This is a genomic window from Mucilaginibacter koreensis (assembly GCF_054783355.1).
The window spans coordinates 1284729-1303374 of sequence record NZ_BAAGQS010000001.1 but is presented as its reverse complement, the minus strand read 5'-3'; the positions used below and the strand labels follow the sequence as shown (position 1 = coordinate 1303374).

Annotated in this window: 16 protein-coding genes; 6 read left to right on the top strand and 10 right to left on the bottom strand. The window is 40.9% G+C overall.

Annotation, left to right across the window (positions count from 1 at the left end; translation table 11 throughout):
* Positions 1-46 precede the first annotated feature (46 nt).
* Complete coding sequence (locus tag ACYVNW_RS05830) at positions 47-1486, bottom strand: arginine deiminase family protein (RefSeq protein WP_460678908.1); 1440 nt, start codon at positions 1484-1486, stop codon at positions 47-49.
* An 84-nt stretch (positions 1487-1570) separates the two neighbouring features.
* On the opposite strand from ACYVNW_RS05830, the gene argS reads away from it, so the two are divergent.
* Positions 1571-3340 carry an arginine--tRNA ligase gene (argS, locus tag ACYVNW_RS05825; protein ID WP_460678907.1) on the top strand — a complete coding sequence of 590 codons (1770 nt, stop codon included), beginning with the start codon at positions 1571-1573 and terminating at the stop codon, positions 3338-3340.
* A 57-nt stretch (positions 3341-3397) separates the two neighbouring features.
* Here the strand turns inward: argS and ACYVNW_RS05820 are convergent, their stop codons facing one another.
* Both ACYVNW_RS05820 and ACYVNW_RS05815 read right to left on the bottom strand, forming a co-directional pair.
* Complete coding sequence (locus tag ACYVNW_RS05820; RefSeq protein WP_460678906.1) at positions 3398-3688, bottom strand: hypothetical protein; 291 nt, start codon at positions 3686-3688, stop codon at positions 3398-3400.
* Between the two features lie 54 nt (positions 3689-3742).
* Entirely contained in the window at positions 3743-4630 is an 888-nt protein-coding gene (locus ACYVNW_RS05815) for a 3-hydroxybutyryl-CoA dehydrogenase (RefSeq protein WP_460678905.1), read from the bottom strand.
* A 160-nt stretch (positions 4631-4790) separates the two neighbouring features.
* Here ACYVNW_RS05815 and ACYVNW_RS05810 point away from each other — a divergent pair, with 160 nt between their 5' ends.
* The 4 genes from ACYVNW_RS05810 to ACYVNW_RS05795 all read left to right on the top strand — a co-directional run bounded on the left by ACYVNW_RS05810 (position 4791) and on the right by ACYVNW_RS05795 (position 10654).
* A complete protein-coding gene (locus ACYVNW_RS05810; RefSeq protein ID WP_460678904.1) occupies positions 4791-7820 on the top strand; it encodes a SusC/RagA family TonB-linked outer membrane protein in 3030 nt (1009 codons plus the stop codon).
* A 20-nt stretch (positions 7821-7840) separates the two neighbouring features.
* Positions 7841-9340 carry a RagB/SusD family nutrient uptake outer membrane protein gene (locus tag ACYVNW_RS05805; protein WP_460678903.1) on the top strand — a complete coding sequence of 500 codons (1500 nt, stop codon included), beginning with the start codon at positions 7841-7843 and terminating at the stop codon, positions 9338-9340.
* A gap of 10 nt (positions 9341-9350) precedes the next feature.
* Positions 9351-9899, top strand: a complete 549-nt coding sequence (locus ACYVNW_RS05800) for a hypothetical protein (RefSeq protein ID WP_460678902.1) — start codon at positions 9351-9353, stop codon at positions 9897-9899.
* Between the two features lie 83 nt (positions 9900-9982).
* Positions 9983-10654 carry a hypothetical protein gene (locus ACYVNW_RS05795; protein ID WP_460678901.1) on the top strand — a complete coding sequence of 224 codons (672 nt, stop codon included), beginning with the start codon at positions 9983-9985 and terminating at the stop codon, positions 10652-10654.
* On the opposite strand, the gene bioD is transcribed toward ACYVNW_RS05795, so the two are convergent.
* From bioD to ACYVNW_RS05775, 4 genes are all read right to left on the bottom strand, one after another.
* Positions 10639-11253 (bottom strand): dethiobiotin synthase, encoded by a 615-nt coding sequence (bioD, locus tag ACYVNW_RS05790; RefSeq protein ID WP_460678900.1) that lies wholly within the window; start codon positions 11251-11253, stop codon positions 10639-10641. The genes ACYVNW_RS05795 and bioD overlap by 16 nt on opposite strands.
* Positions 11243-12376, bottom strand: coding sequence for an aminotransferase class I/II-fold pyridoxal phosphate-dependent enzyme (locus ACYVNW_RS05785; protein WP_460678899.1), 1134 nt, complete (start codon positions 12374-12376; stop codon positions 11243-11245). The genes bioD and ACYVNW_RS05785 overlap by 11 nt, the downstream gene beginning before the upstream one ends.
* A gap of 77 nt (positions 12377-12453) precedes the next feature.
* Positions 12454-12825, bottom strand: a complete 372-nt coding sequence (locus ACYVNW_RS05780) for a hypothetical protein (protein WP_460678898.1) — start codon at positions 12823-12825, stop codon at positions 12454-12456.
* A 72-nt stretch (positions 12826-12897) separates the two neighbouring features.
* The gene (locus ACYVNW_RS05775; protein WP_460678897.1) at positions 12898-13674 is read right to left on the bottom strand and encodes an XRE family transcriptional regulator; all 777 of its coding nucleotides are present in this window, start codon (positions 13672-13674) and stop codon (positions 12898-12900) included.
* An 83-nt stretch (positions 13675-13757) separates the two neighbouring features.
* Between ACYVNW_RS05775 and ACYVNW_RS05770 the strand changes: the two genes are divergently transcribed.
* Positions 13758-14111, top strand: coding sequence for a GIY-YIG nuclease family protein (locus tag ACYVNW_RS05770; RefSeq protein WP_460678896.1), 354 nt, complete (start codon positions 13758-13760; stop codon positions 14109-14111).
* Here the strand turns inward: ACYVNW_RS05770 and msrB are convergent.
* The 3 genes from msrB to ACYVNW_RS05755 all read right to left on the bottom strand — a co-directional run bounded on the left by msrB (position 14101) and on the right by ACYVNW_RS05755 (position 18562).
* Positions 14101-14586, bottom strand: a complete 486-nt coding sequence (gene msrB / locus ACYVNW_RS05765; protein WP_460678895.1) for a peptide-methionine (R)-S-oxide reductase MsrB — start codon at positions 14584-14586, stop codon at positions 14101-14103. The genes ACYVNW_RS05770 and msrB overlap by 11 nt on opposite strands.
* Before the next feature lie 56 nt (positions 14587-14642).
* Entirely contained in the window at positions 14643-15263 is a 621-nt protein-coding gene (locus tag ACYVNW_RS05760; protein ID WP_460678894.1) for a fasciclin domain-containing protein, read from the bottom strand.
* A gap of 86 nt (positions 15264-15349) precedes the next feature.
* Positions 15350-18562 carry a DPP IV N-terminal domain-containing protein gene (locus tag ACYVNW_RS05755; protein WP_460678893.1) on the bottom strand — a complete coding sequence of 1071 codons (3213 nt, stop codon included), beginning with the start codon at positions 18560-18562 and terminating at the stop codon, positions 15350-15352.
* Positions 18563-18646 lie beyond the last annotated feature (84 nt).

Here is an 18646-nt window from a genome sequence, read left to right as displayed (position 1 = left end):
AAACACAAATTATTTTATGTAAAACATAAAATAATTTGTGTTTTGACTAAATGGGGTCTCTTAGTATAGGTAAGCTCATACAATGAAACCCGCCCCTTGCTCTTGACAATTCTGCTGAAGGCATTAATATTAATGTATCTTTCATTTGGTGAGGGTGTAGCTCATTCTTTTCAAATTGTTGTAGTAAATCAGCAACTTTGATCACTTGAAAGCCTTTATCCTTAAATGCTTGTACGGTTTTGTCATTTCGGTCATAACCCAATACTACACCTTCGCGCAATGCAAGCAAATTGCAGGAATCAGTCCATTGCTCACGCGAGTCAAAAGGAAATTCATTGTTGCCCGAGTATATAAATTCTACCGGCTCAGCACTCTGCAAATCGGTGATACTAATATCAATCAACAAATCTTCGAGGCTTTTAAAAGTTTTAGGTGCCTGGCCTGTACGGTTGAATTGTACAATTTCCAGATGGTGCTTCTGTTTTTTATCGCTGAACCAGGCCATAGGCTCATCGGTAGCATCAGGTGTACCGGTTGCTGATAATGAACCCAACAGCACCCATACATTGCGTTTAACCTGGGTGAAAATGGTATCTATATGCATATAGTCGCGCTTATGCGGTATTTTAACAATAGTCACTTTTTCAACTACCTTATTTTCAAATAACAGCTTGATGGCCTCATTGGCACCACTTATCGATGTACGTTCGCTATAGCCAATAAGTACATGATTGGCGCTTACAACCATTACATCGCCGCCCTCAATGGTGGTTTTACCTTCATGGTCTTCGCCGGGGCGCAAAAAATGCTGCACCGTTTCGGGTATCTCTATGATATGATTACGGTAGGCACTAAACAAAGGATGATTAAAGAAAACATACCGGGCAATTAAGGTTTCGCGCGAGCGGGCTTTTTTAGCAGGTTTATTAATCAGGATGTGATTATTAACAGCAATGCCTATATCCCTCGAAAATATTAGATTTGGGATAGGTGCAAAAATCATATCCTGCTTGTTTAATGCTCCTGAGATTAAAATCTTTGCCAATTCTGTAGGTTCAGTATCAATCAATTGCAACTGCAACCTGTATGTACAATTTTCAATGGCACAAACCGAAGCAGTCAGCTTTTTACGGATGCCTTCATCTTTCAAAATATCAGCCAACAGGTTTTGAATTTCAATGACTTTAACTGAATTGTGAAAATTCGAGTTTTCCGGAATAAAAAAAGAGCGGCTTTCATCAGCGTCAATTTCGTTTAACCTTCCTTTTATTTTGTCTTCATCTAAAAAATAAAGCAGCAATTTGATGTAGTAATCATATTCTTGCCGGCGCATGGTATCAAGGTGTACAATGTCTTCAAAAAGCCAGTCCTGCGCTTTTGAGGGCACTACTTTACCCAGGCCACTGTCTGGGCTGTGCACTAACAAAGCCCGTAGTGTGCCAATTTCGGAGGTTACATTAATGGTAAATGCGTTTTCGGTTTTCATATTCAGGTACTGCTGTAAGAATAGGTAATGATGCCAGCGCAATTTGTATTACAGCAAGTGCTGCAATTTAATTAATTTTGGCCGATGGATTTTATTACCCGGGCCGTAGTTTCGGCCGTTCAGCATTTATACCAGGTTACAATTACCGAAGCCGACGTTAATTTACAGGAAACACGCAAAGAGTTTGAGGGGCAGGTTACTGTAGTTACATTTCCTATTACCCGCTTATCACGTAAATCTCCCGAGCAAACCGGGCAGGACATAGGCGCTTATCTGCAAGAGCAAGTGGCTGAAATATCAGCTTTTAATGTGGTTAAGGGCTTTTTGAATATCAGCATTGCCGATAGCTACTGGCAAGGTAAATTGATTAACGAAGTTATGCAGCCGGAGTATACCCTACTACCTCAGAATGGTCAGCGGGTAATGGTGGAGTATTCATCACCTAATACCAATAAGCCATTACATTTGGGCCATGTGCGTAATAATTTGTTGGGTTATTCGATAGCCGAAATTTTAGCGGCTAGCGGATATGAAGTGATTAAAGCCAACCTGGTAAATGACAGGGGTATCCATATTTGCAAATCAATGCTGGCCTGGCAAAAATGGGGCAACGGTGAAACGCCGCAAAGCGCAGGTTTGAAAGGGGATAAACTGGTAGGCAACTATTATGTGCTTTTTGATAAAGAATATAAGAAGCAGATAGAAGACCTGAAAGCACAAGGCCAAACCGAAGAGGAAGCCAAAAAGAATGCGCCTTTGACACAAGAAGCGCAGCAAATGCTGCAAGACTGGGAAGCCGGCAAACCCGAAGTTATAGAGTTATGGAGTAAAATGAACGGCTGGGTGTATGAAGGCTTTGAATCAACATACAAAAAGCTGGGCGTAAATTTCGACAAGTACTATTATGAATCTAATACCTACTTATTGGGTAAAGATATAATAGAGGAGGGTTTAGCCAATGGCGTATTCTTTAAAAAGGAAGACGGTTCTGTTTGGATTGATTTGACTGCGGACGGCTTAGATCAAAAATTAGTATTGCGTGCCGACGGCACTTCAGTGTATATAACCCAAGATTTGGGTACCGCTCAATTGAAGTATAACGATTATAAAATGGACGAGTCGGTATACGTAGTGGGTAACGAGCAGGACTACCATTTTAAAGTACTATTCCTGATTTTGCAAAAGTTGGGCAAAAGCTGGGCTAAGGGCTTATACCATTTATCATATGGCATGGTAGATTTACCTTCGGGCAAAATGAAATCTCGCGAGGGTACGGTAGTCGATGCCGATGATTTGATTGCTGATATGGAAAGGGCAGCCCAAGAACAGGCAGAAAGCTTGGGTAAAATTGAAGACTTTACCGATGCTGAAAAACAGCATTTATACCATATTATAGGTATGGGTGCTTTGAAATTCTTTTTGTTAAAGGTGGAACCTAAGAAGCGTTTGCTGTTCAATCCTAATGAATCAATTGAGTTACAGGGTCATACAGGTCCGTTCATTCAGTATACACATGCACGTATTAAATCTTTGTTCCGGAAAGCTGGTATAGACTTCAGCAAAGCCAGTATTGAGCCGGTTACCTTATCGAGCACAGAGCGTGATTTGATTGTGCTGCTTACCCAATACTCAAAAACGATTAAACAGGCGGCGGCTGATTTCAGTCCGGCCATTGTAGCAAATTACAGTTACGAATTGGCTAAATCTTATAACAAGTTCTACCAGGAAAATTCTGTGCTGCAGGCCGGCGATGAAAACACCAAACTGTTCAGGCTAAAATTGTCATCGGCCACCGCCAGCCTGATAGCACAAAGCATGAAGTTGCTGGGCATTGAGGTGCCTGAGCAAATGTAAAGCATTGTTAAATTTAATATCACAACATAAATGCCCGGCTTAAGCCGGGCATTTATGTTAACGCCAATAACCGCGATGCCAGCTGTAACCACGAGGTGTTGCTTGCCAATAACCCTGGATATAGGTATGATTAGTTCGTGGGCGGGTCCAGTAGCCGTTTACATAAATATAGCGGCCATTACGCCAAACATATTCACCCGGTACCCAATACGCACCCCGGTATGGAGCGGATGGCCGTGCATAATAAGGCTCGGCGGGGCGTTCGGTTACATAATAAGTTCCTGCGCATGAGCTTAGCATACTGCCGGCCAAGGCCAGGCCAGCAATAAGTTTATAAATAAGTTTCATGGTTATACTTTTTAAATGGGACAACAACCCATCCAAAAGGTTTAGCCATTATTATCACTTAAATTTATCAGCAACTACCAATTCCTTGCTTCCGGCAGTGTACTTGTAGAAACCAACGTTTGATTTAGCGCCCAATTGACCGGCAGTAACCATATTTACCAGCAGGGGGCAGGGGGCGTATTTTGGATTGCCAAAGCCCTGGTGCAATACATTTAGTATCGCCAGGCAAACATCAAGCCCTATAAAATCGGCCAGTTGCAAAGGACCCATCGGGTGGGCCATGCCCAGTTTCATTACGGTATCAATTTCACTAACACCAGCCACGCCTTCATATAAGGTATAAATGGACTCGTTTATCATGGGCATTAATATGCGGTTGGCCACAAAGCCGGGATAATCATTCACTTCAACCGGTTGCTTTTCCAGTTGGCACGATAAATTCATTACTATATGCGTGACTTCATTACTGGTGGCATAACCTCTGATTACTTCTACCAGTTTCATTACCGGTACCGGGTTCATGAAGTGCATGCCTATTACTCGTTCAGGATTATTTACCACCGAAGCAATTTTGGTGATGGAAATTGAGGAGGTGTTGCTGGCCAGAATGGCGTCGGCTTTACAGTATTCACTCAACTGTTTAAATAAGCCAAGCTTGATTTCACTGTTCTCGGTAGCTGCCTCTATCACAAGGTCGGCCGTTTCCGCGGCTGATTTCAAATCTGTACCTGTGGTTATGCAGGATAATGTTTGTTGTTTTTGCGCTTCAGTAAGTGTGCCCTTTTTTACCTGCCTGTCTAAATTATTATTAATGGTTAGCAGAGCTTTTTCTAAAGCGGTGGCGTTAACATCTACCAAATTTACATTAAAACCGTATTGTGCAAACGTGTGGGCAATGCCATTTCCCATGGTTCCACTTCCAATTACTGTAATCTTCTCCATGTATCAAAGGTGATGAAAACTGTTTAAATATCATCATAAGCTACTAAATACGTAGAATTTGTAAATTTTTTTCCAAATATTAATTTATCGTAATTGTTTTGTAACAATTTTGTATATCTTAAGCCCCGTAAAACTATTAATTAATCCAAATCATTAACAAATGAAGAAAAATTTACTATTTTTTCTTCTGGTTGGGTTGCTGGCATTCTCCAATGCCTGGGCTCAAACCAGAAAAATTACGGGTAATGTGGTAAGTTCAGACGACGGACAATCACTGCCTGGAGTATCAATCAAGGTACTCAACTCTAATGTAGGCACTCAAACTTCTACCGATGGTGGTTTCTCCCTTAATGTTGGTTCTAATTCAACAATTCAGTTCTCTTACATCGGTTATGTAACTCAAACTGTACGTATTGGCAATGCAAATACATACAACATTAAGATGGTGCCTGATAACAAAGCATTAAGCGAAATTGTTGTAACAGGATATGGGGTGCAGCAAAAACGTGAAATCACAGGTTCAATTGTTTCAATCAAAGCATCGCAAATTGAAGATCGCCCTATTCAAACTATTGATAAGGCACTGCAAGGCCGTGCTGCGGGTGTACAAGTTACCTCTAGCAGTGGTCAGCCGGGCGGTGGTATAGATGTGCGCATTCGTGGTATTGCTACTATTAATGGTACTACCCAGCCGTTATATATTATTGATGGTGTGCAGGTAAATACTGGTGGTTTATCAAGCACCACTTCAGTAAATGCGTTATCATCCATCAATCCTAATGACATTGAGTCCATCGAAATTTTGAAAGATGCCGCTTCATCTGCAGTATATGGTTCACTGGCTGCAAATGGCGTTGTAATCGTAACCACTAAACGCGGACGGGTTGGCAAAACTCAAATTTCAGCCTCTGCACAATTTGGTGCTTCTCAGCAATATAATCCCTACAAAGTGCTTGGTGCTGCCGAGTATTTAAATTTGCAACGTGAAGCCTATGTTAATTATTACAACAGAACATTAACTACTACATTTGCGGGTAATGATCCAATTGCAGCAGCTAACGCAGCTTCTTATCCAGGAGGTGTGCCATCCTCAATAACTAATAATGACTGGATAAAAGCCATATCGCAAACAGGGCACGTATCTCAATATGATCTTTCCTTGAATGGTGGTGACGCTAAAACGAAATTCTTCATCTCCGGGTCTTATAACAGTACAGACGGTACCATTAAAAATTCGTTGTTTAAACGGGGAACTATCAGATCTAATATAGATCATAAAGTTTCAGATAAATTTAGTATATCTACTTCGTTAAACTTAACAGGTTCTCAGCAAACAGGTCCAAGTACATCAGTTGGGTTCTTTACCAATACGCCATTTACCGGAGCATTACTTACCGCACCTGTAAATGCTATTTACAATCCCGATGGCACTTACAACACTACATTATCTGGTATAAATACTACCAATACGCTTCAATATATCAACTTGGAACAGCGTAACACTGGTATTTTCCAGACCGTGGATAATATTACCATGACCTACAATATACTGCCAGAATTGTCTCTGCGGGCATTTGGTGGTTTGGATTTCTCAGACACCAGAGATTTTAACTACCGGCCGTCAACAATCCCAAGCTCAGCAGCAGTATTAGGCACCGGTACTGAAACGTTCAGAAGAAATATTAATTACAATACAGGCGCAACTCTTAATTTCAACAAGAAATTCGGCAATCATAATTTGACTGCTTTAGCAGGTGTTGAATACAGAAGCGCGAGATTTAATGTACTATCTGCTTCTGCACAAGGTTTTCCAAGTCCCTTGCTAAATTTATTAAGCCAAGCGTCTACGCCAACTACAACCTCATCAACCTACACAGGTTATCGTATTGCCGGTATTTTGGGGCAGTTAAAATATGATTATAAAGGTAAATACTTACTAACTGCTAACGCCAGAGATGATGGTTCATCTCGATTCGGTTCAAACAAAAAATACGGATTATTCTATGGATTTTCAGCCGGTTGGAACGTAACTGCTGAAGATTTCATGAAAGATGTAAGCTTTATTTCGCAATTGAAGCCTAAAGCCAGCTATGGTGTAACAGGTTCTCAGCCAGGTAATGATTACAACTTTATTTCTCAAAACCTTTACGGAGGTGGGGGCCAGTATATCAGCTCTACTGGTACTACATTATTAGGTGGATTAAGGCCTGCTCAGTTGCCAAATGCCGATTTTAGTTGGGAGCGCTCAGCAATGATTGATTTGGGTGTTGATCTCGGGTTTTTCAATAACCGTATAGCTTTAAGTGTTGATGTTTACCGCAAGAAAAACACTGATTTGATTTTACCAGTGACTTATCCTGGTGATTCAGGTTTTACATCATACAATCAAAATGCAGGTTCTGCAAAAAGCGAAGGCCTTGAAATTGATTTGAATACTATCAACTTTGACAGCAAAAATGGTTTTAGATGGAGTACAAATTTCAATATTGCATTTAATAGAAATAAATTGCTTTCATTAGTAAACGGCCAAACACAAACGGGTACTTATACCTACACTGTGGGCCGTGGCTTTCCGGCAATTTATACTTATCAATGGGCAGGTGTAAACCCAGCCGATGGTCGCCAGATGTTCTATGACGCAAACGGTAATATAACTTACTCTCCAAAAACTGCTGACCAAAGAATTGTTGGTAATCAAGTTCCTAAATTCTATGGAGGCTTTGACAATACATTCAGTTATAAAGGATTAAGCCTTGATTTACTGTTCCAATATCAGTATGGTAACTATTCTTACTTACAAAGCGCTCAGTACATTGAGCAGTCTGGTTCAATTGCAAGTAATCAATTAGAAAGTCAATTACAACGCTGGACAGCACCAGGGCAGATTACTTCAGTGCCGCAAGCATATTACACTGCAACAGCGCCTGGTGGTTTAAGTTACCAAACGTTATCATCTCGTTTTGTGGAAAGATCATCATATATCCGCCTGAAACAAGTAACCTTAAATTACACTTTGCCGCGTACGTTATTCGGAAATGTTAAAATGCCGGCAATTTCAGTGTTTTTCCAAGGGCTTAACTTAGCCACAATCACTAATTATAGAGGTGACGATCCGGAAAATACTGGTAACAACTTAAACTTCTATCCAAATCCCCGTACTTACACCGGAGGTATAAACGTTAAATTTTAATTTAGCATACATTAAAGAAAATGAAGAAAAGATTTATTATATCAATGTTTGCTCTGGGAGTAGCATTTACTTCTTGTAAAAAACTTGTTGAACTATCGCCACAAAATCAAGTTCCGGCTTCAGAAGCACTGAAAGATGTGAATGGTTATCAGGCTTTAATTACTTCAGTTTATGATAGATTGCAATCTTATGGTTACTATGGCCGCGACTTGCAATTGATGGGTGATGCTTTGGCAGACAATATTACGGTTAACGCAGCTAATGGAACCAGATACCAAACCAATAATACCAATACACGCAACTCGCATTATAACATTTGGAGCAACGCATACGGTGGTATTAATGAATTAAACATTATTATCAGCAGCATTGATGGCTTAAATGTAGTTTCTGATGCTGATAAATTGGCTAAACAGCAGATCAAAGCGCAGGCATATGCATTGCGTGGTATGATTTATTTTGACTTGGCCAGGGTTTATGGCTATGAACCGAATACCATCCCTGCAAGTGGAACCAATTCAGGCTTTGATAAAAGTGCTGTAATTCGCCTTACACCAACATTGGTTAATACTGATGCAGATTTAAGAAAACGTTCTACGGTTACTGAAACTTACGCAGCAATTGAAACTGACCTGAATGCGGCTATTACAGCGTTTAAGGCTACCACTACAATGGCTGGTTATGCAAAACCAACTGTACCATATAGGTTTTCAGAAAGTGCTACGCACGCTCTTTTGGGTAAAGTTTATTTATACGAACGTAAATACGCACCAGCAGTAACAGAGTTTGATAATGCACTTTCTGCATCATTATTGCCAGGCTCTGCACGCATGGCGACCGCAGGTCAATATGTAACTGCTTTCAAAACTATTCCTAATCCGGAATCATTGTTAGAATTATCTTTTAATCAAGCTATAGAAATTGGTCAGGGAGGTATCAATGATGCTTTATATACTTACACACAACCTACTGGCTATGGAAATGCAGGTACATCAACATTACAAACATTTGCCTCATGTACAGCCTCGGCTGAACTTGTTGCATCATTTGAAAGCGGTGATGACAGAAGGGCCATGTTTTTCAATTCAAGATCTGCCACAGTTTCCGCAGTTTTAACTTGGTGCAGCAAATACTCAAGTGCTGGCGGAGCATATACAGATAATGTTCCATTGATACGTTATTCTGACGTTGTGTTGATGAAAGCGGAAGCTTTGGCTGCACAACTTCAATATGCTGATGCAGCAGCATTGATAAGAACACTAAGAATTAACCGTAACGCAACAGCATTCGGTGTGCCTAACGATAATTCTATTGTTCCGTATATTCAAGCAGAAAGAAGAAGAGAGTTATTTTTTGAGGGTCACAGATGGTTTGACTTGAAGCGCTTAGGCCAAGGCGTTACCAAGCCTGCAGCCGTAGGTACAGGTACGTTAAGTGCTGTAGATTATAGAATATTGGCGCCAATTCCTACTGCCGAAGTTGCATTGAACGCTAATTTACCTCAAAACCCTAACTATTAATTTGTAAATTATGAACATTAAAAGAACTATAATAAATACCTTATTTGTTTTGGGTTTAGGCAGCATATTTACTGGTTGCCTACCTGAAAAGGCAGATAAAGCTTTAGTATATAAAGGCCCTACAGTTGTTGAAATTAAAAATCAAACGTTGGGAATGAATGCCACTAAATTACTAAACACCAGAGGTATATATACAACTACACAAACAGACTCAAGCCGTACCGTACTGATTGGAAGTCGGGGTACGGATAGTATATTAGTACAATTGGTAGGGCCGCAAAGTTCTACTCCAATTGATATTGCTTATACGCTAAGGCCTGTTAGTACTGCTTTGAATGCAGTTGAAGGGGTGAATTTTAACTTTGTGCCAAACGGAGCACGCAAAATTACAATCCCCGCCAATTCATCATTTGGATATATATTGGTTAACATGATTCCAGGCAGTATTCCTGTGGCAGAAACCAGTAGAGCATTGGCAGTTGACTTAATAGGCAATGATCAGGTTAAAGCAAATCCTAATTACAGTAAATTTATTTTAACACTGCGCAGAGCACAATAGTGTTTACATTTATTAAATAAGTACCCAACAGGGTACTTATTTTTTTTTAGAATTTTAATGAAACACCAAAGTTTGAAAGCATAATGATCACCAAACTTCTGACAACAATTTTCGTATTAATCGCATTAAATTCAACAGTTATAGCTCAGGCGTTTAATGATGTAAATAATGTACAAGTTACATTAACGAAGTATGACAATGTCGACGGTTCTCCATATTTAACAGATGAATGGGCAACTGGAAGCGTTAAGTTGGCAAATGTCTCTAAACCGTATACCAATTTGCTATTGAAATATAATCAGGAAAGCGACCAATTATACTTCAAAGGTCAGAATGGCGTGATTTTAAGCTTTCTAGAGCCGGTCGCCGAGTTTTCTATCAACTATAATTTAGACGGCATTCCGCATACTTCAAGGTACAAAAACGGATATAAAAGTATTGCCGGAACCATAGTTAACTCGTTTTTTGAAGTGTTAGCTGATGGTAACGTTCAGCTATTAAAAAAAACATTCAATACCATTGAAGAACAAAAGAACTATGGCTCGGCTATTACTGAACGAAAAATGGCATCAACCGTAAAATATTTTATATACACAAACGGAAAAGCTGTTTTAGTTAAACCTAATATAAAATCACTGCTGACGGTTCTGGCAGATAAGCAAACACAACTTAAATCTTATATCGAGAATGAAAGCATACATTCAAACAGTGATGAAGATTTGACAAAAATAGTCAGCTATTATAATTCAATTTGATTTGTTTGTGAGGTGATGTAGTTAGTATCGAGTGATTTACCTAAAGGTATTTGGCTTACTTGTATATCATTGAACATATTAGTAATAACAGATTGCGAGTATTCATCCGGCTCACCATTGAAGATTAAAGTTCGTACTTTAATCTTTTTTTGTTTTAATACCTCCAGTGACAACAACGTATGATTGATGCTGCCCAAATAATTTCGCGATACCAGCACTACTTCAGCATCCAATTGTTGAATCAGATCTATAATAAAAAAATCATTGTTTAAAGGTACCATCAAGCCTCCAGCCCCTTCGATGATGAGTTGGTTGCTGGTTTGGGGCAAAACGATCTTTGCAGGATCAATGGTAATACCATCTAATGCGGCCGATTTGTGAGGTGAGAAAGGCTGTGTGAGACGATACGCTTCGGGATGAAATTTTGAAACCGTATTTGATACCAGCTTTTGTACTTTAATGGTATCGCTGTTGTCCAGATCGCCTGATTGTACCGGCTTCCAGTAATCGGCTTGTAGCTTTTCTACCAGTATGGCCGATACAATGGTCTTGCCTACATCGGTGCCTATGCCGGTTACAAACAATGGTTTACTGCTCATAGCTATATTTATTAATCAGTTGGGTTAAGCGTGATATTTCTTGAGAAGTGTTGAATGCATGCAGGCAAATACGCAAGCGTTCGGTTCCGGCCGCAACAGTTGGAGATAGGATAGGGCGCACATCAAAACTTTGTTGCTGCAAGTATGCCGCCAAAGTTTTGGTCTTTTCTACATCGCCTATAACAATGCATTGTATAGGGCTTTGGCTCATCACCAATTTATAATTCGATGGTAAATGTTGCAGGTTTGTGGTAAAGAGGTGGATATGATCTTTCAACACCTGCACTTCGTGATCGCTACCTTTTAACAGCTGATGGGTCATTTTAATAGCTGCCAGTTGGTGTAAAGGGGCGGCAGTGGTGTAGATAAATGAGCGGGCAAAGTTAACAAGGTAGTCGATAAGCGCAGTGCTGCCAACTACGGCAGCACCATGGCAGCCCAGTGCCTTTCCGAAGGTAACAACCCGGGCCAGCACCCGGTGCGATAAGCCTAATGTGGCCACTATGCCATTGCCAAAAACACCAGTAGCATGTGCTTCATCTACAATTAAAGCTGCCTGGTACTGCTCGCAAAGTAATACCAATTCACGCAGAGGCGCAGTATCACCGTCCATTGAATAAATACTCTCTACAGCCACGTAACATCGGCCGGAAGTGTGTTTTTTTAATTTTTCTTCGAGATGCTGCAGATCATTATGCCTGAAAGATTGCCGTTGTGCATAGCTTAACCTGATGCCGTCAATAATGGAAGCATGAATTAGCTCATCGTGCAATACGGTATCTCCGCGTTGGGGCAATGCAGAAAACAGCCCAACATTAGCATCGTACCCTGAATTGAATAGCAATGCTGCTTCGGCATTATAAAATTCAGCCAGGAAATTTTCAAGTGCTATAACATAATTGCTATTACCGGCCAATAACCTGGAGCCGGTTGAGCCATGCGAAGTAGCAAACAACTGCAACTCTTCGTCAATTGATGATTGTAAAGCTGCAGAGCGTGCAAAGCCCAGATAATCGTTTGAACAGAAGTCAACCAATGGCTGCTCCGGCTTCAACTGCCGCAGGGTGCCGTTTTGCTGCCGCTGTTGCAGGCGACTTTCCAAATATTGATTGATGTGGTTCAACAACTAAAAATTTGCGCTAAAATAAGAAAAGCGGCATAACACCGCTTTTCTAAAAATAAACAAATAAATGTTATCAATTATCTTTGTGATGGTGGCGCACCGCCGCCTTGCTGCATACGTGCACGTTGCTCATCCATCATTTTCTGGTAAGCCGCTTTTTGGTCAGCAGTTAAAATAGCACCAATTTTGGTGGTCATGTCTGCCTGCATTGAGCGCATAGCTGAACGCATTGCATCTCTGTCGCCATTGGCTGCATTACGTACGCTATCCATTTTGGTAGCCTGCATTTTGTAAAGAGCCAAAACTTTTGTCGCCTGGTCATCAGTTAGATTCAACTGAGTTTGCATTGCTTTCACCCGTTCTTCCGGGCTTCTGCGCATACCGCCTTGTGCAAACGTGGTTGCTGAAATACCTAACAGCAAACCGCACACTAAAAGCATTTTTTTCATATTAAATTAAGTTTTTTAGTTTTCTATTTAGGATAAAGATAGACGGTAATCGTTTAATTCAAAACTTGTAACTTAATTGTTGCTTTGCAGTTTAGCTATCGAGCGCTGCATATCTGCCATCATGCTGGTTAAGCTTTCCATGGTAGGCTTAGGCATGGGCTCAGGCAGTTGGGTTGATATATAGGCTTTCGCTTTCCATACTTCCAAAACATCCTCAGCGCTTACTTCGTAAGGATCATAAGCTGGGTTATCAGAAAGCAACTTCAGCTTTTTATTTTCTTTGTACTTATTGCCAATACGTTTATATACTACGCCTTCGCTTTGCGATAATATAACGTAGGTTTCGTTGGGTTTAATGTCAGCCCAGTTCTCTACGTATTCACCCACTATAATGGTGCCTGACTGTAAAGGCAGCATGGAGTCGCCTTTTATTTCAAAAGCACGGTAAGTACCCTGCTTAAACATAGGCAGATAAAATTTAGGCAACTTTGATACATATTCCGGATCGGCATAACCGTTCAGGTAACCGGCGCTGGCTTTAACCGGTACCATTTCAATGTTCTCGTTATCTTCTTTATCTACTGATATGCTTAAAATGCGCAGGCCTGTAGCTGTTTTCTTGGCGGCCGAGGTCAACCACTTGTCATTTATGGTTTCATTAATAAAATCATCAACGCTTACCTCAAAAAACAATGCTATTTTTTTTAGTAAATCATATTTTGGGTCTGCACGGTCCTCTTCGTAAGCACCTACTAATGAGCGTTTTATTCCAATAGTATCAGCGAACTGTTGCTGAGTTAATCCCTTCTTTTTCCGTAGAAATTTAATATTAGATGAAATAATTGACATAAAAATTTGCAAATACTAAATTAGTTAGTAATTTTATGCTCATAAAGTTAGTAATTATTTTTCGAACAGCAAATTTATATTGTATGAAACGGTTTATTTATATCATTACAGACAGAAACAGAACTAATTTACACGTAGGTATGTGCTCAGATCTGCTTAAAACGCTGCAGTTTTACCGCGATATGCCTACCCTGTTTTTTGATTCTGCCAAACAGCTAAACCGTTTAGTATATTTTGAAGAGATTAACACAGAAGAGCAGGCAATGGAGCGCTTTAAATTTGTAAGCACTTTTACCCGCCCACAAAAGGAAAAGATGATAAGGTCTGTAAATCCGGATTGGATTGACCTTACCATCGGCTTAAACTTTGAGAATGGCCTGCGTGTTCGCCCGCATATGCGTCCGTCAGTAGGCCAGAACAGAAGGGCTACTTTTTAACAAACTTTAAAGCGCCCGAATTCATACAGTAGCGTTTGCCGCCCTGGTCGGCCGGGCCATCGTCAAATACGTGGCCCAGGTGCAGGCCGGTGCTTTTCTCAATTACTTCCTCACGCACCATACCATAACTATTGTCTCGTACAATAGCTATTTTGCTTTCATCTATTGGCTTTGTAAAACTTGGCCAGCCTGTTCCGCTTTCAAACTTATTGGCCGAACTGAATAAAACTTCGCCCGTAGCAGCACTAACATAAACACCCTTTTGATGGTTGTTCCAGTAAGCATTATGAAAAGGTGGCTCCGTTCCCTTTTCAACCATTATATGGTACTGGTTTTCATTTAACTGCTTTTTCCATTCGGTATTGGTTTTAGCCAATTTGCCTTTAGGCGGTTGTGTATTTTGTCCGTTCATTTGCTGGCAGGCCATACTCAACAATAAAGCCATAGCACTAACAGATAGCATTATCTTTTTCATACTTAAATTTACGAAAAGTAAATGGGGCAGGTTTGCAGCCGAAAATTTTCCTACACTCAGATGACTTTGTATTTAGGTACCAGCACACGTGTAATTAAATGTGCTATTCCATTGTTTTGAGGAATATCAAAATTACTGATGATGCTTTCATTACCGTTATCATCTACCAGTACAATATTCCGGTTTGCGTCAATGTGGGCTGTAAGTTTGCCTCCGGCAATTGTAGTCAGTTCGGCAGTGCCATTGTTATCATTAATTAATTTGGTGATATCCTTGGCCGAAAGATTACCTGCTACAGCATGATAAGCCATCATATTGGTAAGTTCCAACACATGCGATTTTCTCAGTAATGTATCGGTTTTGCCTGCTGGCAGGTAAGCGAATGCTTTATTATCAGGTACAAAAAAAGTAATTGGCCCGCGGCTTTTAACTGTTTGTATTAAACCACAGGCGCGCAACGCTTTAACATATAAACTATAGTCAGGAGCATTGGCTAAATTTTGTACAATATCACGACCTGAATTTATGGCAATGCCATTTACCATTTTTACTTTACCTTCTTTGTAAACGTCGCTTCTCACCGTATCTGTAATGCCTGAAACTGGTGTGGCTACACGCTGTGCCACAGCGATTGAACTAAAAATGGCTAACGAAAAAGTAATGGCTAAAAATTTCATGCGGCTGATCATATCATACTAACTTAAAATGCAACGTTGGGTTTTGATTGCGCAAACAATCAGTGAGTTGTTAACGCTGTTGCTTTTTACCATCCCGGAGCAAATGTGAGGCCAAATACAGGTTTCTTCACATCAGTGCGGTTAAAGGGGATCGCCAGGTATGGTTCGAGCACAAAAGCGCCCAGTAAATTTACCCGTACTGATACACCTGCACTTAATGCCGGCACGCGCTGATTAGTGTTGTATACCGCTGTAGTTACCTGGTTGCCTTTAGCATCAAGCACCGGATTGTTGTTGGCATCCAGTACCGGCGCATAACCTGTTAAATCGGGTGCTTTTTGAAACTTAATCTGGTTGCCTGCATTCCAGGCTAAACCAGCATCAAAAAAGAAATTCAATTCGGTAAACAAAAACTTGGATTCGATTTGCGATAACTTGGCCGGACCGGTTAAAGGCAAACGCACCTCAAAATTAGCAACGGCAATACGTGTGCCTGATAGTTGGTCAATAGTGAACCCATTAGATGGCTGGTTTAAGCTATTGTTGCTGTAGAATGTTTGCGATTCATAACCCCTGATAAGGAAGGGATAGCCCAGGTAATAAGGGTATAAGCCCTGCGAATTACCAAACCTCCCAAAGCCGGTGAACCTTCCGGCAATGGTCATTGGAGACAAGCGTATATATTTACGCACATCAACCGTAGGCGAAAAGAAATTATAGGTGCCTAAATCGTATTCCGCCTGTATGCGGTATCTAAAGCCGCTAAGCGGAGAGGCTACTCCGAAATAAGAATTATCTCCTACGAGCGCAGTACTTAACTGAAAAACAGTAAAGCCGTTGAGATTAAAATAATTTGCGGTGGTAGGATCATTAGTGTATTCGGAGTTTGATACATGCCGATGCTTGTAATCGAAATAGCTACGGTTATTTGTGGTATCGGTAAAAGTACTATATCTGTCTACACGGTAAGAGTAGCGCGATACACCAGCTCCAAACTCCACACGAGATACTCTGGAGAACGGGTAAGCAGTGAAGCCATTCAACTGATCCTGAAATATACGAATGATATCATACCTATACTCATAAGCAGGTGTTGGTTTGCTGTCTACAGTATAAGTAGTAGGAACAACCGTATAATTAGCAAACTGGTAGGGGATATGTGATAGACTTACCCCGCGGTTCCAACGGCTGGTTTGATTAATGAAAGCTAACTGCGCGCCAAAATCATAAATCTGGCCGTTTACGGCAGCGCCGGCGTATATCTGGTTTCGGCCCAAAATATCACTGAATACGCCTTGCACACCGCTCGATAGGCCTGCGCCGTATACACTGTTTACGCCTACACCCACACCCGAACTGGCAACATAATCCATCTTAAACTGAGGCCGGTAAGGAATGGTACGAATAGAATCGTTGGGGATACGGGGGTAAGCTAAAAAGTTATTCAGGTTAGCATTAATCAGGTCAACGCCCACTGATTTGGCCGGCGGTAGCATGGCTGCATCAAAGTTTAAAGCGTTTCCGCTCACTACTTCGGGTTTGAAATTGGATGGCCTTGCATTATATAAAGCATATTTCTGGCGGCGATAATAAGAGTACACAATATCATCATTGTATGAAACACTCAGCGCGGGTGAAAATTCGGTAATGCCACTGATGCCGGTAAATAACTTAGTCATTTGTTCAACAGAGCCGGTAGTAATGTTATAACGATATAAATTACGGAACCCGTCCCGATTGGACAGGAAATAAATTTGCTGATTGTTGGCTGAATATTGTGGATTGAGGTTGTTGGCGCCATCAAATACTTTAATATCAGCAACCTTACCGGTCGTCAAATCCAACTCTGCTAAATTGAAGGTGATGGTTTGACCTAAAGACTGATCGTACGTGGTACGGTCACTGGCAAAAACAATCTTTTTCCCATCATGCGAAAAGCTGGGCTGATAATCTGAATACTTGTCGTTGGTTAGTTGTTTCAGCTGTTTGCTTTCCAGGTTGTACAAATACAAATCGCCTTGGCCATTGGCCATGCCCTGAAATGCAATATCATGCCCGTTGGGCGACCAGGTAAGGTTACTGAATTGTTCAACGTTACCCATTGAGATCTCATCAATCACCCGTCCGCTTGGCACCTCTACAATCAGCATCCGGTTACGGCCTTTATTAAATACGCTAAAAGCGAACCGCTTACCATCAGGCGACCATGTGCCTGCCGATTCAATAAAGTTAAATTCATCAATGTGGGTATTTGATGTTTTGCTGGTCAGCTTTTTAATCACTTTTCCTGTTTTGGCATCGGCCAGGAACAGATCGACACTAAACAAATTCTGCTCCGACAAAAACGCAATGTATCTACCATCCGGACTTATAGCCGGTGCCACATTCATCTTACCAGAATTTTTATCATCAATAATGCGCAAACCGGCAGGCGCCTGAGAAGTGTCTTTCAGATATGGCTGATAAGTGTTGATGATGGAATTCTTCCAAAGATTGGAAAGTGTTTTATCATCATATCCAAAAGTGCGGCGTATACCATATTGTAAACCGTAACGTGCCGTATTTTTAAAAAACGGTACCACAATGCTGTCGCCATAAGTGGAACTTAAATATGACCAGAATGCCTCGCCGTAGCGGTAAGGAAAGTATTTGTTACTTTCGGTAAGTTGCCGTAGGGTAGGTATATCATTGTTGAGATAAGCATCCCGCATCCACATGGCGGTGTATGCATCTTTTTTGCCTAAAGACAGATATTCGGCCATCCCTTCCACCATCCATAGCGGGATGTTATTCAGGGCGGCCAGGTTTGCCGAATCGGAGCGTAACAGCAAATGGTATTGAAAAGCATGTACCAACTCATGCCCGATAACGTGACGGGTGGTTTGATTAGTTTCCATTAGCGGCATCACCACCCGGTTTTTCAAACCCTCGGTTACACCACCCGTACCTACGCCAATTTCACCCTCAATAGCTGTAGTTTGCTGGAAATCGGGGTGGTTAGCATACAGAATGATGGGGTTAGCCCGGCGAAAAGTATCCCTAAAAACCTGCTGATGCAAATTGTACCAAAGCTCGCTCTCCTGGGCAAAGCGCCTGATTACACTATCGTTATTCAGGTAATAATAAATTTCGAAGTGGGGCGTATGATAAACTTTAAATTTTAAATTTTTATATCTCACCTTGTTCTGCCCGAAATATTGGGCTGAAGCTTGCTGAGCACAAAAAAATGCGCAAAGCACCAATAGATTTGCTATAACCTGATATTGATATTTACGGATGTCTGAGTAAAGTTTAATCATAATTTAGGCTTACTGCTTATAAAAAATGTCACCTCTGTTATAAATGGGAGATGACATTTTTTATAGGCTAAATATATGAGTTCT